This is a genomic window from Gimesia sp. (assembly GCF_048260065.1).
In the GTDB taxonomy this organism is placed as follows: Bacteria; Planctomycetota; Planctomycetia; order Planctomycetales; family Planctomycetaceae; genus Gimesia.
On sequence record NZ_JBLXHC010000005.1, the window covers coordinates 352823 to 378956 of the forward strand.

A 26134-nucleotide genomic window follows, 5' to 3' on the forward strand; every position below is an offset into this window, starting at 1 on the left:
CCCGGGGGTTTTTCTCCTGTTGGCAGCTGTTTCTGTGATGCAATTCAGCTTGAATCAACAGATGTTAGCGGCAGAGAATCCGACAGCGAAACAGAGCGGATCCCCAACCGTCGCTCAAAAATGGCCTGATACGGCCGTCTATCTGCCACTGGATCAGCTCGATGCGATCATGTCCCGAGACAAGAGTGGAGTCCTGTTATCGCGGAGTGAGTATGATGCATTAAAAAAACAGGCAAAGCAGGGCACAGGAGACCTGAGTTTACCCAGGTCTAACGCTCTGATTTATGCCGCTGACTATCAGACGATGATTGTAGACCGTCAGTTACTGATCAAAGCCACGATATCCATCAGACAGTTTCGCCAGCGGTTAACGATAATCGATCTGCCTTTAAGCGGGTTGGCTGTTGAATCTGCGGAGCTGAATCAGCAACCAGCGATGATTGCCCGTTCGGCATCAAAAACGCAAATGCTGCAACTCTTCAGTCAGAAGTCGGGCGAGCATCAACTGGTGCTGCAGCTTTCAGCCCCCTTAAATACTGTGGGCAGTGACCAGGTATCGCAGTTCCAGCTGCTGCCGGGGGTTGCCAGTCAATTCAAAATCGAATTGCCTGAAAAGCAACATCTGATTGTTAACGAATTGAAAGTCAAACCATTAGATGCTGCAGGGGAAGCAGTGTCATATGAATTCCCGATCGGGGGCAACGGGCAGGTCGTTTTAAAACTCACAGAACAGAGCCGCGAACAGACCAACGATTCCCTGGTCTTTGCCCGGAGTGGTATTGGTGTCTCCGTCAGTCCCGGTAAAGTCGCCTGGCAGGCACAGACAACTCTGAACATCTTTGGCCAGACTCTCGATCAACTGGTATTAAGTGTACCACAGGATCTGGAGATCATCAGCGTCGAATCTACGGGGCTGGAGTCATGGGTGCTCAATGACAGTATGAAAGATCGTCGCCGTACTGAGATCACTCTGAATTATCGTCAACCGGTCGAAGGCGAACGGCAGATTGTCTGTCGCGGTGTGATGACGACGGAAACAGAAGAAGCATGGCAGGTTCCGAATCTGCTGGTCGAAAAAGTCAACTCGCATGTCGGCTCGGTTTTAGTACGCTATCCTCCCGGAGTTCGTCTGCAGGTAGAAAAAACAAATAACGTCCGTCGGAAGGCAATGGACGTCTCTTCCAGGGAGAAGCGAACCACTTCTGATCCAGGTCTGGACTTCGACTTCTGGGAACAGAAGTTTGAAATCTCGCTCGTGACTCAGGAAAAACGATCCGAAGTGCAAATGGCTGCTTCAACGGTTGTAGACCTGAATGAACAGGGTATGGATTTGCGGCTGGTAACGACCGTAGAAAGTCTGTTTGCTCCCCTGTTCGAATTCCAGGTGAAGATTCCGGCTGAATGGACGATTCTGAGCGCATCGCTGCAGAATCAGGAAATCGACTGGAAGGAATCGTCACGGGAAGCAGGCAGCAAACTGGTCAGACTGACTTTTCCTCAACCACTGTCAGCGAATCAGGAAGCCAATGTGATTGTGACGGCACATCGCGATCTGGAAAACTGGCCTCCCGAATCCGAGAGTCAACTGTTGAATATTCCCCAGGTAGAATTACCACAGGCGAAAATTCTGGAAGGCTCACTGATTATCAATGCGGATTCTGACTGGGATCTGGTTCCCAGTGAACTGGTGAATCTGGAGCCACTTCAGGAACAGATTCCCCAGATGCGATTTGGATATCAGTATCAGGACAATCAATACTCTGGCAGCCTGACTATTTCGCGAAAACCATTACAGCTGGTAGCACACCATCTGCAATATGTCAGGCTTGATCCGACGACTTTATTTTCACATTTCGAGACGACACTACATGTCGAGCGAGGCAGTTATCGTTCCCTCATGGTGGCTCTCCCTGAAAACGTAAGCCAGGAACTTCAGTTTCGATTAATCAATTCAGCAGGAAAGATCTTAGAACAGGTAGCAGAGGAACCCCAGAATGGCGTTCGTGTCTGGAATCTGAAAATGGATCGTCGCTTGAGCGGTAAACAGATTCTGAGCGTGACGGTCGAACAGCCTCGCAAGAAAGGGGAATCGGTCATTGTTCCCCAGCTGCAGATCATGTCAGCGGACCGGCAGTATGGCGAAGTTGCATTCGAAGCCGAGGGGGATCAGCGGCTTAAAATCAAAGCAACGGGAATACGGGGGCAGACACTGACGACCATTGATGCGGCAGAGTTACCCGTTCCCGTCGCATACCAGCCTCGAGAAAGAATTGTAGCCGCTTATCGTTTTGTTGGGATCGGACATCAGATTGAAGTTCAGGAAACACGCTTTGATCAGACTTCCGTCCCTACCGCCATTGCACAACTTATGTCTCTGAAAAGTGTGATCGGTCCGAATCGTGAAGTTCAGAATGAAGTGTTCCTCAATTTTTCTGCCGTCGGAATTCAGGCATTACAGGTATCCTTACCTGAGGGAGCTGAGTTACTTTCTGCCCTTGTTCAGGGTGCTCCCGTCGAAGTTCGTAAAACGAAGAATGCGTTTATCATTCCTGTTACCTCCGACGTTCAGGAGCATAACGCACACACGCTCCAGTTATTGTATGATGCCAATCGGCTGTCGTCACAAGGGACAAATCAACTAACGCAGTCTCCACCTCAGATCTCTGTTGTCGATGGCACAGGGGCAATACAACCTTTGAATGTGTTGGATCAAACCTGGTCGATTCTTTATCCCTACGATTATTTCGTCTCAGAAAGTTCGGGTGATTTCGTTCCTGATCATCCTTTACCTCGACTGGGCATTCTGGAAAATCTCCGCCAGCATATTAGTCTCTTATCGGCTCGTGGGATCTTCAATCGATCGATGATTGTCTTCTTTCTGGTTCTCACAATTCTGGTCAGCGTTTTTGCATTTCGCAAAGGTGGATTTAGTGCAGTCATTACGCTGCTCGCCGGGCTTTGTCTGCTGTTAGCGATCATTGGTTTAATCTCGTCTGAATTTCATCCCTTAAGTGATGTGGCAAGCAGATCAAACTCAATTCATCAGACCAGTATTGCAGTATCCAATTATCATGATCATGGATTCAGAAACGGGTATTTTTATTCAGCTGAGAATGATGGGGTCGAATTTCAAGCTGGCACGGAAGATCGATTCGAAGCCAACCCCACAAACCTCGGTGTGGATTTCGATTTCAATGTTCAAAACGAAAGTGCACCCGGTACCAGCCCAGAAGGCAAATTGAGTTATGATTCCCAGGCAGTAGAATCACCATTGGCGGTCACTCCAGCAGATATGGCTAACCAGCGATTACTTTCAAAATCCAAACGCAGAACTGAAGGGGGTAAAGTATTCCAGCAGTCGAAATCCCCACAGTCTCCTCGCATCAAAGTCACGCCGGTACCAGCTTCAGCTTTGCAGGGAAAACCGGCTGACCTGCCTGATCGTGTTGCTGGTGAAGCTCCCCAAAAAGAAGTGGGAGACCCATTGAACGTCGCTAACCCCGAGCGGGCACTGGGGGGACGTCTGTCTGTGATTGCTTCCCTGCCACAACCGGAGGGTTTCCGTACGATGGCATTTCAGTATTATGGTGAACCTCAAGACCAGCCCCTGTCGCTGCAGGTTTCCTTACAGCAGGCCCGGTCAAGTCAGAAGGTTTTTCTGGCGGTGATGTTCGGCGTGCTCTGGGCAGGGTGGTTATTGCGGCGATTAGCCTGTTACAAACGACTGCTGGTGTTGTTGGTTGGGATTCTGTTACCCGTTGCCTGCAGTTCTCTGTTTCCCGTCCGTTTTCATTCCGTACTGGATGGTCTGTTTATCGGCACCTTGCTCACAGGTCTGTGCTGGGGAATTGAATGGGTCGTTCGAACACTGAAAAGAGAATTCCGTGGTTCAATGAAATCACCCACTTTAAAGCAGGCGACAATCGCCTCACTCATCTTGCTGGGATGTATTTACCATGATTCCACAGCCGTCTATGCACAGAAAAAAACAGTCGCTGCTGGAATGCCACCAACACCGGTCGTCAGTTCCCCCAAACTGCCCCAGAATCTGATCATACCTTACGAAGCAGGGACAGATCCTCTGGATTCGCAACGGATCTTTCTGTCTCGCGAGGAATTCAAACGGCTCTGGAATGCGGCCCATCCCGACCAGCCACTCAATCAGGAGACAGACTCTCTCGGTGCAATCAGCCAGGCATTGTATTCTGCCGAAGTGAAACCGGGGGCCGAACCGGGGCAGGCGGTGGTGCATGTTACGGGACGACTGGTCATTCATACTACGGGCACCGAACCTGTCACACTGCCACTCCCATTGGGCAAAGCCGCTCTCAGCAGTGCCACTTTAGATGGGGAGTCAGCTACACTGCTGACGTTTCCCTTAAACCGGTTCAGTGCGACAAAATCAGTAGCAGAACATTTTTATTCGATCGTGATTGCCAAACCAGGGCTACATCTTCTCGATCTGGAATTTGATCTCCCTGCTCAACAGACTGGTTCAGCGGGTAGCTTCCAGGTAAATCTTCAACATGTGGCCAGCGGTCGGTTGACGGTCAATCTGCCCAGCCCGGATGTGGAAGTCAGCGTTACCGGAATTCGTGCAACATATCGAAAAGTAAAATCCGCGGATATAGCGAAACTGGAACTGCCCATTGATGAAGGAGGCGATATCCAGATTGCCTGGAGACCAGCCGAAGAGCGGGGGGCCATTCAGGGAATCGTCCAGTGTCAGACCACACAGGCTGTTCTCCTTCAGGATGCTGGAGTAGAACTGCGAAGTACACACCAGTATCGGGTTCGGCAGGGACAGATCAACCAGGCAACTTTGAAAATTTCAGAGGACTTGCGTGTTCAATCCATCTCAGGCCCTGATGTCGGCGGCTGGGAAATTATGGGCAGTGGTGAAGCCCGTCAGATAAAAGTATTTCTGCGACGTGATATCAAAGAGACGACCAGCATTAAGTTGATTGCGTTTCAATCTCTGTCTGTAGGGAAGCAGTCACGTACACTGGAACTGCCTCAAATTGTTCCTGAAAATGTAACAAATGAAAATGGAACTATCGGCGTTTATGCTCAGCCTCAATTTCAGATACGCCCTGACAAAATCAGCGGCGCAATTCAGATTGATTCTGCGCAGTTCAGCAATCCAGAGACCGCGTCTGCAGATTGGAAAGTCGATGGCCTGACCTTGAAACCACAGTGGGCTTATCGTTTTTCCCGTCGGCCTCTGTCTCTGGGGTTTTCACTGTCGCGACGTCAATCTGATAAGCAGGCGGTAGCGCAACATGCTGTTTTTGTCTCTCCTCGCAAACTGAGCCTTTCCAGTCGTATCCGATATCAGCTGAAAGGGGTTCCGGAATCCACGTTTGTTCTGGAATTACCCGAATCCTATCTGGTGCTGAATGTGAACGCACCTGGCATGGATGACTGGTATGTGATCGATCAGAATGCAGACGACATGCGGGTACTGGTTGTTGAGTTCGCGGAACTCAAGACTGACCAGGTGGAAATCTACTGCGAAGGCGTCATTCCCCGCGATCCAAGCCAGCGTGAAGCTGAGATTATGATTCTGACTCCACTGGAAGTTTCTGCGGTACGTAGTGATCTGGCGATCTGGTGTGATGATTCGCTGGTAGCCCGTGCGCCCGAACTGAAGGACTGGCGTGCCATTTCTGCGGAAGAGCTCCCGGCAGAGATGAAGTCACAGCAGTCTCGTTTACCTCAATTTGCGTTTCGTTCTACGGCCGAACTGCCTGAATGGATCAAGCTGGAACTCTCGCCGGCACAGCCTTCTATTACTGCCAATTCCCTGGTGATGACCACTGTCGGTAATGTTTCAGTAAGTCATACTGTTGCGATTCGCTGGTCAATTCAGGGGGCAGCAACAGATACCTTATCGTTTACGACTCCGCTGGCATTAGGAGAGCACCTTGATTTTCGCGGGGATTCCATTCGTCAGGTTGATAAGCGGGTGATTGGTGGTGCCGTTGTTCAATGGACGCTTCATTTGCAGAATTCGGTAGAAGGCATTTATTTTATCACAGCGGAATCCACACAGGCGCCTCCTGTGTCAGGGCAGATTGAAATTCCCCGGGTACGCGTGATGGATACAAGTGGGCTTGTCGATCCACAAACCACAGAACTGGAAATACAGCAGCATTATCTGATGCTGGTCAATCATTCCTGGGCACGGCTCTCTCTGATGAATCCGGAGAGTATTGTATCAGTCAGTCGAGAGGAAATGCCCTTACTGATCAATGACTCCCTCGCGAATCAGGCGATGGAGCTGGCGCGCATCATCGGGACTGCCAAACCGCCTCAGTTTCAGGTTCAACAGTTTCAATCGGATCAGGGGGCTGCCGCCGCCGTTAACCTTTCGGAACTGACAACCGTTCTGGCACATGATGGCAGCTGGAAAACGCATGCCGAATATCGAATTCGAAATCGGTCACGTCAGTTTCTGGCGGTCCGGATTCCCGAAAATTCACAGATCCTGAGTGCCTTTGTCAAACAGGTTCCCGTGGCACCAGTGCTCTTAAAACAGGAGAAAGGAAAGTCTGATTCCGAACATCCAATTTACCTGCTGGCGCTTCCCAAAACCAGCGCAGCAGATCTTTCGTTTGAAGTGAATCTGATTCTGGCAGGCCGGCTCTCCAAACCCTTACCCCAGGGGACCTTTCGCTGGCGAGCAGATGTCATTGATCTACAGCCACCCCAGGTCGTGCTGCCAGCGGAAAATGCGGAATACGGTATCCCCGTGGCGCAGACCAGATGGAATGTTTATATCCCCGACGATTATTCTGCGACTCCCCGGCTGGATGATCCACGCACTAATATGACTCCCGTGGAATCTCATCAGGTACAGGAAGACAAATCGTTGACCAGTATGGTGAAAGATGTGGAGAACCTGTATTCCGTTTACAGCAGCAGTAAAAGCGATCGCGTTCGCAGTCGCGCGATCAGTAATCTGAAGCAACTCGAAAAGAAACTGGATTCCGGTTTGCAGCAGGGACAGCAGGGGCAGCGGATCAAACAGCAGATCAGTGAAATTCAGTTAAAGGAACAGCAGCGACAGGCGCAAAAAGATAAACTGCTGGGTGAGTCCAAGGGGGAAAAAGCAGACGCTCAAACTGATTTCGATTCGGAAGAGACATTCAATCAACTGGTCATTGGAAATAATGAGGCACTGTTCGAAGCCAATAGGGCTCAAAATCAATCAACACAATGGGGAATGTCGCAAGCAGGTACACCCATCGGTAAACCAGGGCCACCGCATGTTCCTTCGAATGGTCCGAATAGTTTGAAAAGTCATACGATTCGAAATGTCGAAAAAGATAAAATGCCTAATGCGGTGAATTCCTTTAGCGTTGACGTTAATGGCGTTGATGGCCGGGCCCTCCGACGCCAGCAGAGCCTGCAGAATACGACCGATCAATTGCAGCCACAGCTGAAACCGCTGCAGGAAGAAAAGAAAAGCGGACGGCCTCAAATACAATCGAAAGGTCATGCGCAAGATGGTAAATCCAGAGAGTTAGCCGAACTGGTAGACAATTTCAATGAACTGGTTGATCAGCGTCGCTATACGGAAGCAGAAGCGATTGCGAAACAGGCTAAGGCTCTCGATCCACAGAATCCTGTAACTGTTACCATGGAATGGAAAGCGAAGTTCCTGAGACGAGGTGGTGGCAACCATGCAATGCGTGATCGGAAAGAAAACAATGTCTGGAATCAACTGGATGATGTGGAACAGTCATTATCAGATGCGTACACTCCCGATGTCAAATTTGGTAGCGATGCCAAAGAATGGAGTGAATTGACAATTCGCCGTAGTAAACAGAAATCGGCGGCTGACAAACCACAGCAACAGAATCAGCTGGCTGGCTGGACGCAGGCGGGAGGTATCTCTTTGGAGTTTGATATCCCGCTGCAGGGACACAAACTGGAGTTTACCAAAATCAGTGGTCAACCTCGTCTGGCTTTAGATGTACGCCCCGATAATACACTGCAATTTGGTTCCGCATTACTCTGGACGGTCTTCTGGATTGCCATCCTGATTGCTTTGTTCTGGGGACTGCCACGAATCGTTCGATCAGAGTCAACACAAAAGTGGCTGGGAATCACTCTGGTTCTGATCGGTTTGATTGGCTGGTTATTTTTGGCTGGCGGGATTGCTGGCTTCGCCATGGCTTGCTTTCTGATCGGTGCTGTTTACCTGGCATGCCTGTATGTTAAGCGAACCGCTTGAAATTGATTGTTGATCTGTTGTATCTTGCTGTCAGGCAAACTAACTTCGTTCAACTCTAATCTCAGAGGCAATCATGGCTACAAACATCACCTGGCTGGGGCATTCGACTTTTCAGATTGAAACCGCCGGTAAAACCATCCTGCTGGATCCCTTTTTCACAGGGAATCCTTCTGCCACCCTGGATGCTGCTTCTGCTGAAGCGGATGCGATCATTGTGAGTCACGGGCACGGAGATCATGTTGGTGATACCGTTGACATCGCCAAGCGTACCGGAGCACTGGTGATTGCCAACTTCGAGATTATCGACTGGATGGGAAAGCAGGGGGTTGAAAATGTGCACCCGCAGCATATTGGCGGCGCGCACCAATACGACTTTGGAACCGTCAAACTGACAATTGCCCATCATGGATCCATGCTGCCGGATGGAAGTAACGGGGGAAGCCCGTGTGGGATTCTACTGAAACTGGATGGCGGAACCATTTACTTCGCTGCGGATACCGGTTTGTTTTATGACATGAAACTGATTGGTGAGGAAGGCATTGATCTGGCAATACTGCCGATCGGCGACAATTTCACCATGGGACCGGCAGATTCAGTGAAGGCAACAAAACTGATTCAACCCAAGAGAGTGATGCCTATGCATTACAATACCTGGCCACTCATCGAACAGGATGTTTCCGCCTGGGCCAGTCAGATTCAGGAACAGACTTCCGCAGAACCTGTGGTGCTGCAGCCGGGTGAATCCTGCTCACTCTGAAGACTTTGAATTATTCTGCTTTCTCCAGATCGAGACCGACCTGTATTTCATCACCTTCAATCCGCACCGGGTAGACGGGGACCTGCAGTTTGGATTTGGGATTATCCAGCCAGGTTCCTTCTTTGATACAGAAACGCCAGGCATGCCACGGGCAGGTGACTGCTCCCCCTTCATCCACATAGCCGGTTGAGAGAGGCGCACCCTGATGCGGGCAGAAGTCATTGATGGCCGTGTATTGCCCCTCTTTGAGGAAGACGGCAATCATCAGTCCTTCCACATGAAAAGCCCGACCTTCTCCTTCGGGGATCGTACCGACTTTTGCAATTGTATGATAAGTGGTCACAAAACGTTCTTTCTGAGGCATCTGGTTTGAAGCAATCGAACAGGTTTCCTGAGTCTGTCCGTGCGAAAATTATAGCCGGTCTCTCGTTTGAGATAAACCAGACTCGCACCCGGGAATTTTCGGATTAACTCTGTTGTTTCCCATGCCGGGCAGCCTGTCGAATTTTTGCCAGTCTGCGAATCAGGTCACCCATCTGATGTCGTTTGATTTTTTTGGATTTCGCGAGCTCAGAAGCCTGTTTCAGAAAGGCAGTGATTTCTTCGGGAGCCATTTTCATCCGTCGTGCAATCGGATCGATCACGCGATGCTCTTTTCCGCGAAACCGTCTGAGGTGGAGTTCGGCAAACAGCTGTTTGAGGTATGAGTGCAGCAGGGCGCGACCATTACCATGTTTATAATGTAAGTTGCCGACATTGTCTGTATGAGAAACAATGTTGTGACGTGGCAGGATATGTGAAGAGAGGATCGGGCCAAAACGCATGCTACGCCACCAGCCGAAGATCAGTAATGTAATCAGCAATTGAATTGTCAACGGTCGAAAGGTGGGGTCGATCAGTAATGCGACTACTTTCGAGGTTCCCGATGCGTTTAATGATTCATCGACAACAAAAAAATCAGGTGCACCGGCTGATTCAATCAGTCGAAATGCGGGGACGCTACCGCCGTCAATCATCGACTGATTAGAAAAAATTTTGGAGGAGGCAGCGACGACGATCTCACCCAGACCAAACTTTTGTCGGACTGCCTGTTGTGTTTCACCCACGGCAATGAGTTCTTCACCTGATTCGGAAATCACCTGGGCATTCGTCTGCCAGATGATGGAAGGGGTATCCGGGAATTTAGTTGTGGCCTGTCCATCCAGCAGGCTGTGTTCATCTTCCAGAAGTGCGAGCAGATCAGAAGAATCTACTTCGTCTTTATTGTTCTTGCTTGCTTTTTTGCCCTTTTTTTCCGATTTCACAACTGGCAGATTTTCTCGTTCTGTTTCATCCAGGTATCTGGTACTGATATTCAATGCTTCGATTTCGAACTCCGGATGTGCCTGGTTTGCTGTGATTACCAGGTGTCCACCCTCTTCGACCCATGCCAGAATTGCTGACCATTCCTGCGGGCTTGGGTAGCGGGCGGGGCCCAGCAGGCAAAGGGTTTCGTCATAATCCAATGATTGTAGAAAGACGGAGATCGGGACACGGTTTCGTTCCGTATTGTAGGACTCCAGTTCGAGTAACAGATAAAATGCTTTTTTACCGCTGGCTGACGCACTGTAAGAATCGTCGAGCGCACCCGTTCCCAGTTCTGGAAACCAGAGATGCAGGGGAATGAGCAGACAGAGAAAAAACAGCCAGATCCAGCCGGCGTTTCTTCGCTCACGCTTGTTTCTGGAAGGCTGATTCATAATGTTTCAATGTACTTTCATAGTGTTCGCGGGTGGCTTCACGGCGACCAAAGCCCAAAGGTTCATAGGTACGGATCATCTGTCGCAACGAATCGCCGGGTAACCCGTGTGGCCGGGCCGCCCGGATATAATCCCGATATGTTAGACCCTTTCGAAAACGGATCCAGCCTGATCGCTCGATATAGCTCATTGAACCATACAGGAGCTGGATAATGGCGTTATGATAATCACCCTCCTGTGCCAGTGCTTTCGCACGTTGCAGGTAGATTGAGGATTCCCGTTCTGCGGGGGAGATAAATTCATCCAGAGTGAGAGTGCCTTGCAGATCCGGATTGGCTGCTGTTGTGGCCGCCTTCTTTTTCAGCTCCAGCCCCATCAGAGAGCGAACCAGCAGATAAAGAATCAGACAACAAGTGGCAACAACACTGAGATAGGCCAGAAACTGCAGCACATTTCCCAGAAAGGGACCGAAGACGGGGCTGGAACGCTTTCTTTCCTCTTTTACAGCTTCTTGTTTAAAAAATTCATCTAGTTCAAAAGGGGCATCATTTGTTATATCGCGTTCCCTCGTCAGATGACGAAACTCTGTTCGGCTGAGGATTTCTTTCATGTCCTGTTTCAACATGACCTGATCGGGAGACGAAGTATCAAACGAGGTCTCTTCAGAAGGCTGAGAAAATGCAGGTGTCAAATTCCCCGACAGGCAGACGAAAGTCAGTACCAGAAACTGAGGAATGTTGCGGATCGATTTCGAGAGACCGTTCATAGCACCACCTCTTTTCTGGTGAGCCGCTGTGAAACTTCGGCCATTCGCAGTTCCATATCCCAGCAGTCGTATCGAACGCGTAGATCAAGATATGTGAAAAACCAGGCAAGTCTTCCAACAGGGTAAATCAGCAGGATGAAGCCGGTAAAGACAGTCAGTACTCTGGGGTCGGTACTTAATAACAGGAGGGCATTGGAGATGGGGTCACCAATATTGTCCGGATCGAATGCGTAAGGCATTTGTCCGATCAGGATGTTAATATCCAGTAAGGTAGAACACAGGTAATCAAAAGTGATGAACAGCACACAAGTCAGGATATAACAGAAGAATAAAGTCCAGGCTCCCCGCCAGCATAATGTGCTGAAATGAGTAGAGATCAGATCTTTAGTCCGGTGATCATGCGAGTTTTCTTCCTGCCCGGCAATTCCGATCTGTTTCAATGCTGCATGTTCTACACGAAATCCGTTTCGTAATGCCAGCCAGATACCGGGGAAAAACAGGTAGAGGATTCCCAGCATAATTGTCAAAAAGGAATCGGTATAGAACACTAATGCCGGACCGATAAAGAGCAACGCCCGATCGAACAGACAGCGCAACATAAGTGGAATCATGAGAGGCTGAAACTGCCGTCTCAAACTTCCGATTCCCTGGGTTTCCCCAAAACTGAATAAGGCAGAATTCCAGGTGAGCAGGACACCCAGCGGGCTGGAAGCAAACCAGGCGACCGTTACTGCCGTTTTCATTTCGATCAGGAAATAATAGCAGAGCAGATACACCAGCAGGCACGCTGGTAAGGCAAATACAGCCCACAACTTGAGGATGGGAACCAGGAAACGGCCATAAAAGCGTATTGCCAAATCCAGGCAGTTCAAAGCATTTCTGGGGACCAGTGCCACATTCATCCGATGAAATCTCATCGATGCTGATCTCCCTGCTGTGGTAAGTGACCGGAACTGTGTTGTGTCTGGATGCGGCGATCTGTCTCTAGTCCGGCGAAAGTGAGATACAGAAATACAATCAGCCAGAGTCCACTCCCCACGGAATATTTCACTACATTCGGAATATCAGCGGGAGACCAGAATGCTTCAATCATGGCCGCGACGACCAGCATGGCGGCGGCGCCTCCTGCGATTTGAACTGCCTCCAGACCTCTCACCTGTAGTGATTGAAAACGGGTACGTTGTCCGGGATGTATGATCGCATTTCCCAGCATCAAACCTGCGCCTCCGGCGACAGCAATTGCCGTTAATTCAAACGAACCATGAGAAATGACAAAACTTAAAAAACGGTCTCCGTTGCCTTGGCTGATAATATAACCCGAAACAGCTCCCAGAAATATTCCGTTAAACAACAGAGTGTAAACCGTGCCGATACCCAACAGGACGCCTAATGCAAAACATTTCAGTGCAATGCCGACATTATGATTGATATAAAAACCAGCCATGGCTGCGCGTTGATCGCCAAAACTACCGATTTCAGATTCTTTCGAATCCGTATCGCTCTCAGTCATGTTTTCCGAATCAGAATTAAGACCGCCTTCTTCACCATACATCTGGTCAAATTGAGCCAGATACTCTTCAGGAATGACACGCGATGCCAGTTCCGGATTGTTTTGAATAACACTCCAGCTGACTCCCATTGGCAGGAAAAATAAAAGGCAGGCAATCAGAAAGTAACCGATATTGGCTCGAAATAAACGTGGGAAATCGACTGTAAGGTATCGATAAACCCTGGCAAAATTAGTTGGTGGAGCGCTATAAAACAGATTATGCCCGCGTGCGACCAGGTCATTCAAATAAGAAGTCAGTTCATGTCCCCAGCCCCGCGAGCGGATGGTTGCCAGATCGTGTGAAATTTCGCGCAGCAATTGGGAGAAAGTGGATATCTTGTCTGCGGGCAGCTTGGAAAGTGATCTGCTGGATGCTTCTCTGAGAAACTGTTCAAATTTTTTCCATTGGGGGCGACGTTTTTGAATAAATTTATGCTTATTCATAGTGCTCCCCCTGCAAATCAGATCGTTTTTTGTATTCGGCCAGCAGTTCCTGTTCCTCCTGGTCCTGGCTGAAACTGAATGTCTTATAGACCGAAGCCAGAAACGCCATGGGGTACTGCGAAACTTTTTTCTCATCCCCTGTATAATGCAGCCGTTTCGCCAGTTGCTGGGCCAGCTGTGCTGCCAGGGCATGCCCCCGCTCATACGTCAATACGTGCCTGCGACCGATGAATTCGTCGATCAGTGAGAGAACTTCGTCACGGGGGAGAAAACTGCCAATTTCATTTTTATCAAGGGGTTTAATTTTATTCAAAATGATCGGTTTTCTCGGGAGGGCAAGCGTACGTTCCTGGATCACAACCGTGCCAGCCAGCAGGTCTCCCAGTCTCTGGAAACGCCGCGTCAACAACATCGAGGTAATGCCAACTCCGTATAGAATAATCGAATCGGCACTACGGGCCAGATTTCTCAACAGGGAAGGCCAGAAAGTAATCGGGTATCCTCCTTCACGAATCACGCGCAACCCACAGATATGCTTACCGATGGATTTCCCTTTGAAGAACGTTTCTGAGATCGTGTAATAACCCCATGTATTCAGAAACGAGATGATAAGGAACAACCCGATCATGGCACCGGGCATCATCACACTCGACATGGGGGCAATGAAAAACATGAAAATTGCGAGTAACATCATCATCCGAATCAGGAAGTCAATCAGGTACGCGACATAGCGTTGTGACGGTCCGGCAAGCTGATATGAGAGCACCACATTTTCCGGTGTTTCCACCTGCATTTCCAATCCCAGAATCTCTCTTTTACCCGGAATAAAAGACTCAGGGAAATCGGCTGCGATGGGAGTGGTTTCATCTAAGGTGATCGTCGATGCCATTGCTGACTGCTGCTGGATCTTGCTGGTAAATGGTGAATCAGGAACGCTTTGATGCCCCTGAAGGGCTCATTGATTATAGGCCATAGTCAGTATCGTTATCTATACTAAGCTGAATTTTTATCAAATCACAAAATACACGGTTTTCATACCGACTTCGCGGCGGATATAATCGAGCTGTTTATGACGGGCAAATACGTGGAGTATCATCCGCTTGAATCATCTCGATTGATATGAAAAAGCTTGAAATTTTTCTTTTTCGCCGAGAAGCTGTTCGCGATTGATGGTACCCAGTTCAAATAACAGAAGTTGATTATGAAAGAAAGAGGAAACTTGAATGCCAGCTAAGTACCAGATTCTGAAGCCTACCAGCTTCATGATAGCAATGTTGATGGCTTGTGTTGTGTCCGTCCAGGCAGCGGAGCCACCCCTGTCTGCTGCCAGACAACAGGAACTGAAAAAGATTCAGACGCAGGGAATTAACTTCCTGAAGAACAGTCAGTTGGAAGATGGTCTCTGGACGACTGAGACGGTGCCTGGAATCAGTGCACTGGTGACAACGGCGCTGCTGGAGAGTGGCGTTCCCGCCAGCGATCCTGTCGTCGCCAAAGCTCTTAAGCGACTGGAAGGGTATATCCAGAAAGATGGGGGCGTGTATTATGAAAAAAGTAATCACCGCAACTACGAAACCTGTATTTCAATCATGGCGTTTCATGCCGCCAACAAAGACGGGCGCTATGACAGTACGATTAAGAACGCCGAGAAATTTTTACGCGGCTTGCAGTGGGATGAAGGCGAAGGGATCGAAAGTTCGGACACAGCGTATGGTGGTGCTGGTTACGGCGGCCACTCACGTCCGGATTTATCCAACACTCAGTACCTGATCGAAGCCTTACGGAAAGCAGGGGCAAAGTCAGACGATCCGGCCATTCAGAAAGCACTGGTTTTCGTATCGCGAACTCAAAACCTGGAATCCGAGTATAATACGACGCCGTTTGCATCCAAAATTGATGATGGCGGTTTCTATTACACCCCGGCAGCCGGTGGTACTTCTCAAGCCGGGAAAACACCAGATGGGGGTCTGCGATCCTATGGCAGTATGACCTATGCCGGTCTGAAGAGTATGATCTACGCTGGCGTGAATGAAGATGACAAACGGGTTAAAGCGGCGAATGAATGGATTCGACGTCATTACACCCTGAAAGAAAACCCCGGTATGGAACTGATGGGGTTGTTCTATTACTTTCATACGTTTGCCAAAGCGCTGGATGCCATGAACGTGGATCAGTTCAAAGACGCTGAAGGCACGCAGCACAACTGGCGCGCTGAACTGATCGAGCAGCTGGCCAGTCTCCAGCAGGAGAATGGCAGCTGGTCGAATAAGCAGAAACGCTGGTATGAATCAGATCCGAATCTGGCAACTGCATATGCTTTACTGGCTCTGTCTTACTGTCAGCCTGCCAAATAAGCTGATTTCGAGCGACCCCGTTTCATGCATCAGGTGTGAAACGGGGGGATTTCGACTAGATTTGATCCGTCGATCATGCCGGCCACATATTTTGCGACCTGCTTCACAATCTCATCAATCATATTTTGCCCCGCTTCTGCAGTGGCTTCCAGGGGTTCTTTATCTTCCTGATCCTGCATGGCTTCCTGACGCACATTTTCCGGGAAAGCAGCTAGTGCGAACGCCGTTTCAAATTCCTGGGCATGTCCCGGCCAGCGCTTTGTTTTCAAGTTCGCCAGCGCGACTTCTTCGGGCAGCAGGTTCCAGTAGGACTCGAAGTGCAGGTTGATCTCAAGTCGTTGTTGAAACTGTCCCCACATTCCCAGGCAGGGGGCGATGTTTCCCCCATGTCCATTCAATACCAGGATATTGGTGAATCCTGCATGATGCATACTGCGAATGGTATCAAATAATACGCTCAACCAGCTTCCCGGGAGAGCAGATAAGGTACCGGGGTGCCGCATATGATGCTCGCTGATACCAATATTCATCGATGGGGCAACAATCACTTCCGGCGAGAGCAGGCGGGCCGCTTCCGTGGCTACGAGCATCACGCTCCGCCAGTCATGTTCCATTGCCAGATGTTCCAGATGCTGTTCGGTGGCAGCCACGGGAATAATGCAGGCTTTTAATTCACCGGATTGCATCCGTTCGCGAAATTCACGGCGGGTATGTTTATGGAGCAGTATTTCTTTTGCAGCAGAAGTATCAGACATGGTTCGACCTGATGATTAACTTGAGAAAGTGAGCAGCGTTTGAAACAGGATCTTGTTTACAGACAGAATGGCGTGAACGGGATGCGGATGTCAACGGTCCAGCATTTTTTCCATAACCTGGTAACCGGGGAAACCGAAGCCCAGCTGTCGGTAAGTTGATTGAGCGCGTTCATTTTCTGATTCAACATACAGTCGGAGTCCAACGACATCCGGATTCGATTCAGCCAGCGACTGGACGTGCTGCGACAGTTGCTGAAAGACACCCTGGCGTCGATAGCTGGGAGCGACATACACACTCTGGAACCACCAGAATTCACCATTACGCCAGTCACTCCATTCCCGAGTGAACATGATCTGGCCAACAACCTGATTCTGATGTCGGGCTACAAAATATTGACACCCGCGCGAATCCCCCAGAGATTCTACGACTCCGGTTCGTACCAGATCCGGATCGAGTTGTTTCGATTCGGTTTCCAGAGCCAGCTGGATATTAAAATCGGCAATGATGTCACAGTCTTCCAGAGTTGCCTGATCGATTTGAATGTCCAGCATAAAACGTTTCCCTCGCCTGTTGTGCCTTTGGATGTATTGTTGTGGATACCGGGATTGTGGATTGTCATTGATATCAAACACTTTGTGGTCAATTTACTCTACTGCAGTCGCGCTCAGATTTTTATTGTTGAGGTCGAAATTTTCTAAATTGTTTATGTATTTGGCAAATAAAGAAGCAACTTTAAATGTGAATATGGCGATATTAGGTACTACAGCATAAATGGTTTTGCAAGGATGCATGGCTAAACCGTACAGGATGTGCCTATTTTACGTCCATGTTTAATCATCACGCTGGGAGATAGAGCCTTGAGAAGTTCAGGGGAACGACAATATAGATTGGATACCAACGCCCGTATTTCGACCTACCAGAATACCTGGGGTATTCTTGCTGTCGGTGTTGTGACAGGTTTGTTGGGAATGTATTTCATGGTCGCACGACCAATGTTGACCCAGATCGGTCACCTGCAGACTGAACTGGTCGCAGTCCAACAGGATATGGATAAACTGGTTGGTGCGAAAACCAGTGCCTGGCAGGTCAACAATCTGTTGACCGTTCTTAACTCTCAGGCGAAACAGCTGACAGAAGCCAAGTCCGCCATTGGGGAAATCCGGGATCTGAGAATTCTCCTGGATAAAGAATCTGCTCAGACTGAAAATGCTCTGGCTTCCATCCAGAAAATCAACGAGTTCCAGAAGCAGGTCGTTCAGCAGGCCGAGATTACTTCACAGGCCCGCAGTACTCTGGATGAAATGCTGGCACTACAGGATCGGATGGCTTCACAGAATGCTCAGATCAAAGTGACCCAGTCCACACTGGATGAGATTCTGAAGCTCCAGAAGCTGGCTGGAGATCAGGCCAGCGGTATCAAAGATGCTCAGACTGCATTCAGTGAGTTTCTGCAGTTCAAACAGCAGATTGTTGATCAGTCACAGCAGTTAGAAGTGGCCCGTGCAAACAGCCAGAAGATGATTGCCCTTCAGGACAGCCTGATTGCCCAGACAGAACCCCTGGCAGCTGCCCAGAAAAGTGCACAGCAACTGGTATCACTGCAGGAAACGTTAACTGATGAGAAGTTGAACGTGACTGTCGCCGACGAGAATCTGCAGACGCTGATGACGATGCAGACCAAACTTCTGGCAGAGACGGGGCGTGTGGTCGATGCTGTGGAAACGCTGGAAGTACTCGGTGATCTGCAGGACCGTGTAAAAGAACAGGTGGCTTCCATGCAGGGTATGCGACGCGAACTGCTCGACGTGATCCTGATGGAAAGCACTGTTGCTAAAGCAACCCGGATTCTTGAGCCCCTGGCTCAGTTGGGGAATCTGAACCGGTTAAGCGACGCCGAAGTCCGGGAAGCAGCACGAGTCATCATGGATCAGCGTGACACCCGGATGGGGAAACTGCCTGACCAGTTTCGCCGAATTCACCGCGAACCGTCTCCCTCGCGGACAACTCAACTGATTCTGGATGGTAAGCCCGTCTTTAATGAAGAATCTGACAGCAGCAGTGTGGAAGAGAAGCTGGTTCCCACACCGCCCGCTGAAGAAGAGTGAACAGTCTCCTGGCTGAAAGTGGCTTGAACAAAAAACAGGGCATGGATGATCCGTGCCCTGTTTTTTCGTATCCGTTTTCAGCAGTGTGGGAAAAAGTTAGTTCTCTTTCTTCGCTTCCGGCTTCGCTTCCGGCTTCGCTTCCGGCTTCGCTTCTGGTTTCGCTTCTGGTTTCGCTTCTGGTTTCGCTTCTGGTTTCGGCGCTTTGACGGCTGGTTTCGGTTTGTCTTCTGGTTTGGCTTCTTTCTCTGGTTCAGCAGATTTGAATTCAATCATGCCTGTGACAGGAACCGATGCGACCTGGAAGATATCTTTCGAAAGCTCGCCTTGTACGAAGACGACAAATTCCAGATGCTCCAGACCCAGTGGTGCACCAGTGAAGTTGGCACCTGATTTTTCTTCGAAGGCAGACAGATAATCTGTGATTCGGCCTTTGAATTCATTCAGAGGAATGGTTTTGTCCAATGTCAGTTTTCCATCAACGGCGGGAAAACCGTTTGGTTCCCTCAACATGGAACGGACAATCATGTCATGGATGTTAATTCCATTGGGGGCCTGGAATGTCAGTTCTTCTTCCGCGAGGACTGCTACCAGGCGAAGCGGTTCTTTAATGTCCTTGGTACCGGTGGCATTTGCTTTCAATACCAGATTTCCATCTTTGGCAACTGCTGACAGTTCGATTTTGACATCGGTATTTTCTGAGAGTGCAGGAATCAAAGCTTCGAGAAGCTGATTGTAGGATGATTCCACCTGCTCAACTCCACCGGCGACTCCTGAAACCGACTGGCCATTCAGATTTGTTGAAGGAGTTCCCCCATGATTGTACAGGATGAACCGAGCTTCTGAATCAGTATTGGTCAGGGGATCGGGAGCAGGAATGTGCTGGTGGTACCGTAGAACGATGACCTTGGAATGCGGGAACGATGATTCAATCACACCCGTTGCCAGATCGGCGGCCACACAGGGGGGGCAGGATGCTCCGGTGAATAATTCAATCAGTGAAACACGGTTTCCTTTCTTCAGATCTACTTCTTTCGCTTTCTTGGAAACCATACTATCCAGGTAACGACGGAAAGATTTCGTAAGATACTCATCCAGCCCCTCTGTTGAACCATGTTTCTTTTTCCAGAGTGCTGTTAATGTATCCTTCGGATTTTCAAATTTGACGAGATCCGGACTCTGCTGTGAAGCAGCGATCAATTGACGTTCGCGAAAAGAGAGTGGCGAGCCGGCCAGGATTCCCAGATGTTCGATGGCCTTATCGATACTCCCGTGTGACTTTTCGTAGCTGACCAGTTCTGTCAGCAGTTCACGATCTTGAGGGTGTTTAGCGACTTCTTCCTGCAACAGTTTACCGGCAGCCTTGATCTGTTCCGGATTGCCAGATTTGAGGCCTACACGGGCTTTGGCCAATGCGATTTCCAGATCCCAGCCTTTGAGGGTACTGACCCCGTCCTTGATCGCTTTTTGAGCTTCATCCAGGTATTGGGTCGCAATACTCGCATCCGTTTCGCTACGTGCCAGCATGGAGCCTGAGCTGACCATGGCATTGACCTGCAGTCGTTTTCCCCAGATGGCAGCTGTTTCAATATAACGGTTGACGATTTCTTCAACCGTTTTCGAATCTTTTTTCTGACTGAGGGCAACAGCAATCAGCCGCGTGTATGCATCCAGAGCCACCGGAACGGTTTTCATGCGCTCGTCTTTGGTTAACTCATTGAGACTCTTGAAAGGATCTTCTGTCTGCATTGCCTGGATAAATTCCTGAAACCCGGGCGCTGGAAATGGCTCTTTGATATTTGAAAAATCTTTTTCGAGCGTCGGCAACATCAGGGCGGGGACACAGTTTTCGCCATTGAATGAAATATTTCCCAGGATGGCTCCCTTTTCAAGATTGCCTTCAAAATTCAAGCGGATGACTTCTTCACCCTCATTGATCAGGCTTTCGTCAAACGAAACTGATTCAGCGGTTGCTTTGGAAGACAGGATTTTTGCCGGTAATACTTCCGCTCCTCGTGAAAGCACGACCACTGCTGCCGCTTCTGCTTTTTCGTCCGCTTTGTCATCTGTTTTCTTCTCTGGTTCAGAGGACTCGCCGGGGGGAGTGATTTTAAAAAGGTAGAGTGGCATGAGTTGCTGTTGCTGAGGCAGCATGAGTACCCAGTTACCTTTGACGGTCTTGGGTAATTCGGGCAGCTTTGGTTTTTCCGGTTCGGTTTTTTCATCGCCAGCTTCTTTCGATGCCATTTCGGTTGTTTTAGCATCCGCTTTGGGAGTCTCGACATCAACAGTCGATGCTTCGGGTGAAGAGGAGTTGTTATCGGTGGCTGAGTCGGAGGCTTTCTCACAGCCTGTTGAAATCATGATCAGACACAGCAGCAGCAGGCCAATGCGCGAAATAGAAAACATATTATTCCTCAAAGGGTAAAGTACAGGTGATCTCAAAAAGGGGATTCGTATTCTGGTTTTATACGAATTCCATACAAATGTTGATGGATATTAAATAAAAATCACTAATCTTCTGAAAATAGAGCAGGGGACAGCTGTTTCCTGCTTTGTGACTTAACCTGTTACTCATAAGCAGGTTCGAGTATCGGGTCCTGAATCGATTTCTGCCAGTCGATCAGCTGCGTTTCCAACTGATCCGCCGTCTCCTGCCATTTCTGTCGGGTGCGGCGGTGCAACAGATTCGTGTTCTCTCCGGGATCTGATTCCAGATCATACAGTTCATCCATATTTTTGGCACGATAGTGTTTTACATACTTCAGTTTGTGGGTCCTGATCATTCTGAGATAGGCCAGTCCATTATTATGCAAATCATATTGACCGAACAGTGCTTTTCTAACGGGAGCGGGTTTGCCGAACAGTAACGGGGAATAGTCGATTCCCTGCAGCTTCAGATTCTCCGGCTGAGGAATTTTTAACGCGCCTAACACAAATTTGAACATGTCAATATTCGATACCATCTCGTCGAATTGGGTCCCCGGTTTGATTACAGCAGGCCAGCGCATAACCAGCGGTACCCGGATGGAAGTATCCCACATGTTAGGCCGTTTGGGCCCCGTCACTCCCCCGGCAATCCAGTGACCGTTTCCTTTGGTGCTGATTCCGTGGCGACCATTGTTATAACCATGGTCACTGGTGAAGATCACCAGCGTATTCTCAGAGAGTTGTAACTGTTCCAGTTCTTTCAACAGGCGACCGATATTCCGGTCAACCGAAGAAACACTGGCATAGTATTCTTTGTTTTTCTGCCGGATCTGTTCGGGAATCGCTCCTGCAGTGATGGGCACATCAATTTCCATGCCCTCATAGTGTGCAGAATCCTGTTCAGGAACCGGGCCGTAGGGAGTATGCGGGGCTCTGAAATGCAGACAGAGGGCAAACGGTTTATCTTTGGATTGACGAACAAAATCAATCGCATCATCCACCAGCAGATCGGGGAGAGACCCTTTCCGCTTTCTGGTCTCTCCATTCATTTCCAGTGTGGGATCGATGGGCCGCGTGCCCCCTGCAAGAAATCCCATGAAATGTCCGAAACCTTTTTCATGCGGATGAAACTGCTGCTGTTCGCCCAGATGCCATTTACCGATCAAGGCGGTCTGGTATCCATGTTTCTGTAATACCTCGGGCCAGGTCATCGCGGTGAGACCGGCTCCCGCTTGTGCTTCGTCCGTCGAAATCCAGTCGGTAATCTTTAACTCAGTCGGATATTTGCCAGAGAGAAAAGTGGCCCGACTGGGAGAGCAGACGGGAGTCGCCACGAATGCATTGGTAAAGATTGCTCCCTGTTTCCCAATCTGATCCATGTGGGGTGTATGTATCTGTCGATTCCCATACAGGCCCATCGCCCAGCGTCCCTGATCGTCGGTCACAATCGAAATCAGATTGGGCCGGTCGGCAGCCTGGGTCTGAGAGAGATCAGACAGGGCAATCAGGGTCAGCAACAGACATGACATTGCAGAAAACGGCTTGATCATGGCGACTCGATTTGAAATAAATTTTCTTTGCGGTGATTAGCTGCCCAGTTCCTGTTTCAGTTCGATCAACTGTTGTTTGAGTTCTTCCAGCGATTGTGAGAGTGAATCGACTTCCCGCCTGAGAGACTGATTGTCGTGTTGCAGCTGTTCGATTACAGTGGAGAATCCAGACAGGTCAGGTGCAGCAGCCCTGGTAACTGTTGAGGGAGATGATTCCTTTTCCGATGTTTCCGGTTCTTCTTCCGCGGAGGCTTCGAATCCGAGTGTCTTTCCTTCACGTTCCTGGTACCAGTTATGGTCCACTTCAATCCCGCGACGTTCCAGACTGCCGTTGGCCTGGACATACTTCTGATCCAGCAGGCCTTTCAATTCGGTGCGTAGCTCATCCAGTGTTTCGATCGGTACCATGCGGCTGGCGCGTCCTCGTAATTCCCCCATGGTTTGCCTGCCACGAAGCCAGAGCTCTGTCAGAATCGCCAGTTGGGGTTCCGTGAAATTAAACCGGCGTCGCATGTAGTGGCGATATCGTTCCGTACGACCACTGTCTGAATGAATCACCGCCACGAGCCCCATTTCCCGCAGGGAATCCAGCGTGTCATAAATCTGTGATTCGCTGTAGTTTGAAACGGGATCCCGGTTGCTCTTCTGGTTACAGCCGGTCGTAACTGCTTTCAAAGTCAGCGGGTACTGATCTGGTGTGGTAAATGCTTTCTCCAGCAACACACCAATGACACGACGTTGCTGCCGGGTCAGTTCTGTGATATGGAGCAGCTCTTTTTCTTCCTCAGTGGCGTCATTCATGGTCGATCTATTATTCCTGTTGCGCAGTAAAGTGATTCAGAGTGATCAATATCCGTTTGCCAGAATCTGTTTTATCGATTCCAGACAGCCTTGTGAAACTTTCCCCAGAAACTCAAAGTCAAGTGTATCAACTGTGTCCGTTGGTTGATGGTAATGGGGATTCCGCAGAAAGCTGGTATCGGTAATCATCAATGCCGGATAGCCGGCGTCCCAGAACGGGCTGTGATCGCTCAAGCGGGTGGCTTGCAGCATTTCGCCATTTTGAGGGACCTGCAGGACTTCTACCGGCAGCTCCGGAACGGACTGCATTCCGTTCTGGAATGCAGCGATCAGGCTGGTTGAATTCTGATTACCGACGACGGCGATGAAATCTCCGGTATCCGGATACAGGCCTTTCAGCTCATGCGGCAGCGTCTGACTGCCGGGAGTGTGATCGCAGTATCCCAGCATTTCCAGAGAGACCATGCCACGGAGATCCGCTTGTTGCTGCGAACGTAATCGCGCATGCTCGGCACCTCCCAGCATTCCATTTTCTTCCAGATCGAAGGCGACCAGTTCCAGGCTCCATTGATTTTCCGGTTCGGAAATTCCGGGAAGCAATCTGGCCAGTTCGAGCAATGCGGCGACAGCACTCGTATTATCATCGGCTCCTGGTGTTTCAGGGCGGGTATCGAGGTGAGCACCGACACAGAACAAAGGTTTGTCGGATTTCGTGAGTTCGGGATGACGGGCGATCAGATTTTGCCCCGACAACTCGGTCAACAGCGAGTCCTGCGCTTGAAACGGATGTCGCTCGACCTGCCAGCCTGCTGCTTCCAGTTCCCGGATAACGTACTGACGGGCCGTTTCCAGTGCCTCGCTTTCCGCTGGACGGATTGTCGTGCATAGTTCATCACAGTGTTGCTTCAGCAGAAGGGTTTCAATATCCATATTGATGACTTTCGATTTCCCTGATGACCAGTGAGACTTAATACCGATCTGACTTACCGGTTGACTCTGATGGTCGAAATCATACTAAGTATTCTGGGACGTTTTGTTCTCAGCAGATTCTACTACGAACCGGAAGTCTTTGTCACTCCGCAGAGAATCGAAGTCTGGTTCATCCTGAATTAATTTTGTTAATCCGGGTTCCATCCGCAAGGAACGACCCAGCCAGGAAAGTGCTTTATTTTTATCTCCCGCTAAGGTGAAATAACAGGAGAGATTATACAGCACGATGGGTTCGTTGGCATGATGTTGGTATGCCTCTTCCATGATTGAGATTGCAGCTGGCAGCTGGTCGGTTCGTTTAAAACACCAGGCCATACCCATTAATGTGGTCAGGTTTTCTGAATCTTTATCATACGCATGCTGATAGGCGTCTAAAGCTTCCTGGTAGTGGGTTGCCAGTTGCTGTGCCTGCCCCAGCAGTCGATAGTATTTTTCCGAGTCTCGATCTGCTGCAGAAATGCGGGACAGCTCCCTCAGAGCCTGGTCCGGCATCTCAAGAATCAGATAACCTTCCGCGGCAGTGAGGTACCGTTTGGGGCGAGAAGCGGGTAGAAACACCATAGGAAGTCCTGAAGATAAATGAAAAAACCTCTGCCTGTATTTTACTGGATCAGGCAGAGGTTTTTCTATTGCACCTACAGCGATATTTTCCGGGTTCTAAAAATTCATCGTATGCTTACCTCGCATCAATGCTTTGCGGCATTATGCACGGTTCCAGGGCATTTTTGCGAGAAGCATCGCCATGCCACAGGTGTCAGTAATTCCTGCGAACATCAGGCCTGCTCCCACAAATGCTGAGAGTCCACTGAACCAGGGATTTACAAACATGCCTAACATCGCGCCGGTCAGTACCAGAAAACCGGCAGCAATCCGGACCTGTCGTTCCAGTGAGATCGCCTTTTTACCACGGTTCACAGGCAGACCCTCGGCTTCCCACGCTTTGGTGCCTCCTTCGACACTGACAACATTGGCAAAACCGGCGTCAATCAGTTTCTGGCAGGCTTTGGAAGAGCGGTTTCCACTCTGGCAGATCAGGTACACCGGATCTGCTCCATTTCCATTGACCAGGTTTTTGACTTGCTCTGCCGCTAGCTGGTCCAGTGGAATATTGACCGCGTTGGATGCATGGATTTCACGAAACTCGGCCGGTGTTCGAACATCGATCAGATGCACTTTTTTGTCCTGATCTGTTTTTGCCAGAACATCTGGTTTAATTGTTTTGATTTCTGCCATTTTAAAACCTCGCTATGTCGCAATTTTACGATATATAGTTCCAAAAAAACTCAGCTTTGGAAAAAACGGCCTTCAATGCAGTCCATAATCTTATTCAGATGAGGTTCTGCAATCTGGTAATAGACGCTTCTGCCTTCCCGTTCGCTGACGAAAAAACCACAACGCTGCATCAATCGTAAGTGTTCTGATGCCACGTTACTGGGAATCCCACAATCTTCCGCAAGTTCTCCGACAGTATAACGCCCACGCAACAGTAACTGCACAATGCGGATACGTGCGGGATGTGCCAGAACCTTCAGGCACTCGGCAGCCTGTTCCAGTGCTGCTCCATTATATTCGGGGGTTTCTTTCAGTTTCATAATTCATTGACCTCATATATATAATATCGTGATGTTACGACATGTCAATGAGGGTTTTTTAA

At 49.5% G+C, this 26134-nt stretch carries 19 protein-coding genes; 4 read left to right on the forward strand and 15 right to left on the reverse strand.

From position 1 onward, the window contains the following. Positions 1-37: 37 nt before the first annotated feature. Both ACN0YN_RS12155 and ACN0YN_RS12160 read left to right on the forward strand, forming a co-directional pair. The gene (locus ACN0YN_RS12155) at positions 38-8242 is read left to right on the forward strand and encodes a hypothetical protein (RefSeq protein ID WP_417385274.1); all 8205 of its coding nucleotides are present in this window, start codon (positions 38-40) and stop codon (positions 8240-8242) included. A gap of 73 nt (positions 8243-8315) precedes the next feature. Beyond that, positions 8316-8999: a metal-dependent hydrolase gene (locus ACN0YN_RS12160; RefSeq protein WP_417385275.1), complete on the forward strand. Its 684-nt coding sequence runs from the start codon at positions 8316-8318 to the stop codon at positions 8997-8999. 10 nt (positions 9000-9009) lie between these two features. Here the strand turns inward: ACN0YN_RS12160 and ACN0YN_RS12165 are convergent, their stop codons facing one another. From ACN0YN_RS12165 to ACN0YN_RS12190, 6 genes are all read right to left on the reverse strand, one after another. Further along, complete coding sequence (locus ACN0YN_RS12165) at positions 9010-9342, reverse strand: Rieske (2Fe-2S) protein (protein WP_417385276.1); 333 nt, start codon at positions 9340-9342, stop codon at positions 9010-9012. A gap of 124 nt (positions 9343-9466) precedes the next feature. After that, the gene (locus ACN0YN_RS12170) at positions 9467-10738 is read right to left on the reverse strand and encodes a DUF4350 domain-containing protein (RefSeq protein ID WP_417385277.1); all 1272 of its coding nucleotides are present in this window, start codon (positions 10736-10738) and stop codon (positions 9467-9469) included. Then, a complete protein-coding gene (locus ACN0YN_RS12175; RefSeq protein ID WP_417385278.1) occupies positions 10710-11504 on the reverse strand; it encodes a DUF4129 domain-containing protein in 795 nt (264 codons plus the stop codon). The genes ACN0YN_RS12170 and ACN0YN_RS12175 overlap by 29 nt, the downstream gene beginning before the upstream one ends. Continuing rightward, the gene (locus ACN0YN_RS12180; RefSeq protein WP_417385279.1) at positions 11501-12421 is read right to left on the reverse strand and encodes a hypothetical protein; all 921 of its coding nucleotides are present in this window, start codon (positions 12419-12421) and stop codon (positions 11501-11503) included. Before ACN0YN_RS12180 ends, ACN0YN_RS12175 begins: the two co-directional genes overlap by 4 nt. Further along, positions 12418-13497, reverse strand: coding sequence for a stage II sporulation protein M (locus tag ACN0YN_RS12185; RefSeq protein WP_417385280.1), 1080 nt, complete (start codon positions 13495-13497; stop codon positions 12418-12420). Before ACN0YN_RS12185 ends, ACN0YN_RS12180 begins: the two co-directional genes overlap by 4 nt. Further along, on the reverse strand, positions 13490-14386 hold the full coding sequence (locus ACN0YN_RS12190) for an RDD family protein (RefSeq protein WP_417385281.1): 897 nt from the start codon (positions 14384-14386) through the stop codon (positions 13490-13492). Before ACN0YN_RS12190 ends, ACN0YN_RS12185 begins: the two co-directional genes overlap by 8 nt. A gap of 334 nt (positions 14387-14720) precedes the next feature. Here ACN0YN_RS12190 and ACN0YN_RS12195 point away from each other — a divergent pair, with 334 nt between their 5' ends. Beyond that, a complete protein-coding gene (locus tag ACN0YN_RS12195) occupies positions 14721-15851 on the forward strand; it encodes a prenyltransferase/squalene oxidase repeat-containing protein (RefSeq protein ID WP_417385282.1) in 1131 nt (376 codons plus the stop codon). Between the two features lie 29 nt (positions 15852-15880). Here the strand turns inward: ACN0YN_RS12195 and ACN0YN_RS12200 are convergent, their stop codons facing one another. Both ACN0YN_RS12200 and ACN0YN_RS12205 read right to left on the reverse strand, forming a co-directional pair. Further along, positions 15881-16606 (reverse strand): creatininase family protein, encoded by a 726-nt coding sequence (locus ACN0YN_RS12200; protein ID WP_417385283.1) that lies wholly within the window; start codon positions 16604-16606, stop codon positions 15881-15883. Positions 16607-16696: 90 nt separating this feature from the next. After that, the gene (locus ACN0YN_RS12205; protein WP_417385284.1) at positions 16697-17158 is read right to left on the reverse strand and encodes a GNAT family N-acetyltransferase; all 462 of its coding nucleotides are present in this window, start codon (positions 17156-17158) and stop codon (positions 16697-16699) included. A gap of 336 nt (positions 17159-17494) precedes the next feature. On the opposite strand from ACN0YN_RS12205, the gene ACN0YN_RS12210 reads away from it, so the two are divergent. Continuing rightward, positions 17495-18712, forward strand: a complete 1218-nt coding sequence (locus ACN0YN_RS12210; protein WP_417385285.1) for a hypothetical protein — start codon at positions 17495-17497, stop codon at positions 18710-18712. A gap of 96 nt (positions 18713-18808) precedes the next feature. Here ACN0YN_RS12210 and ACN0YN_RS12215 read toward each other — a convergent pair whose 3' ends face one another. The 7 genes from ACN0YN_RS12215 to ACN0YN_RS12245 all read right to left on the reverse strand — a co-directional run bounded on the left by ACN0YN_RS12215 (position 18809) and on the right by ACN0YN_RS12245 (position 26072). Further along, positions 18809-21118 carry a hypothetical protein gene (locus tag ACN0YN_RS12215; protein WP_417385286.1) on the reverse strand — a complete coding sequence of 770 codons (2310 nt, stop codon included), beginning with the start codon at positions 21116-21118 and terminating at the stop codon, positions 18809-18811. Between the two features lie 161 nt (positions 21119-21279). Beyond that, positions 21280-22689 (reverse strand): sulfatase, encoded by a 1410-nt coding sequence (locus tag ACN0YN_RS12220; protein WP_417385287.1) that lies wholly within the window; start codon positions 22687-22689, stop codon positions 21280-21282. Between the two features lie 36 nt (positions 22690-22725). Beyond that, the gene (locus ACN0YN_RS12225; protein WP_417385288.1) at positions 22726-23490 is read right to left on the reverse strand and encodes a DUF480 domain-containing protein; all 765 of its coding nucleotides are present in this window, start codon (positions 23488-23490) and stop codon (positions 22726-22728) included. A 45-nt stretch (positions 23491-23535) separates the two neighbouring features. Beyond that, positions 23536-24420: a M28 family peptidase gene (locus ACN0YN_RS12230; RefSeq protein ID WP_417385289.1), complete on the reverse strand. Its 885-nt coding sequence runs from the start codon at positions 24418-24420 to the stop codon at positions 23536-23538. Positions 24421-24504: 84 nt separating this feature from the next. After that, on the reverse strand, positions 24505-25041 hold the full coding sequence (locus tag ACN0YN_RS12235; RefSeq protein WP_417385290.1) for a tetratricopeptide repeat protein: 537 nt from the start codon (positions 25039-25041) through the stop codon (positions 24505-24507). Between the two features lie 141 nt (positions 25042-25182). Next, a complete protein-coding gene (locus tag ACN0YN_RS12240; protein ID WP_417385291.1) occupies positions 25183-25713 on the reverse strand; it encodes a rhodanese-like domain-containing protein in 531 nt (176 codons plus the stop codon). A gap of 50 nt (positions 25714-25763) precedes the next feature. Then, positions 25764-26072, reverse strand: coding sequence for an ArsR/SmtB family transcription factor (locus ACN0YN_RS12245; RefSeq protein ID WP_417385292.1), 309 nt, complete (start codon positions 26070-26072; stop codon positions 25764-25766). Positions 26073-26134: the final 62 nt, after the last annotated feature.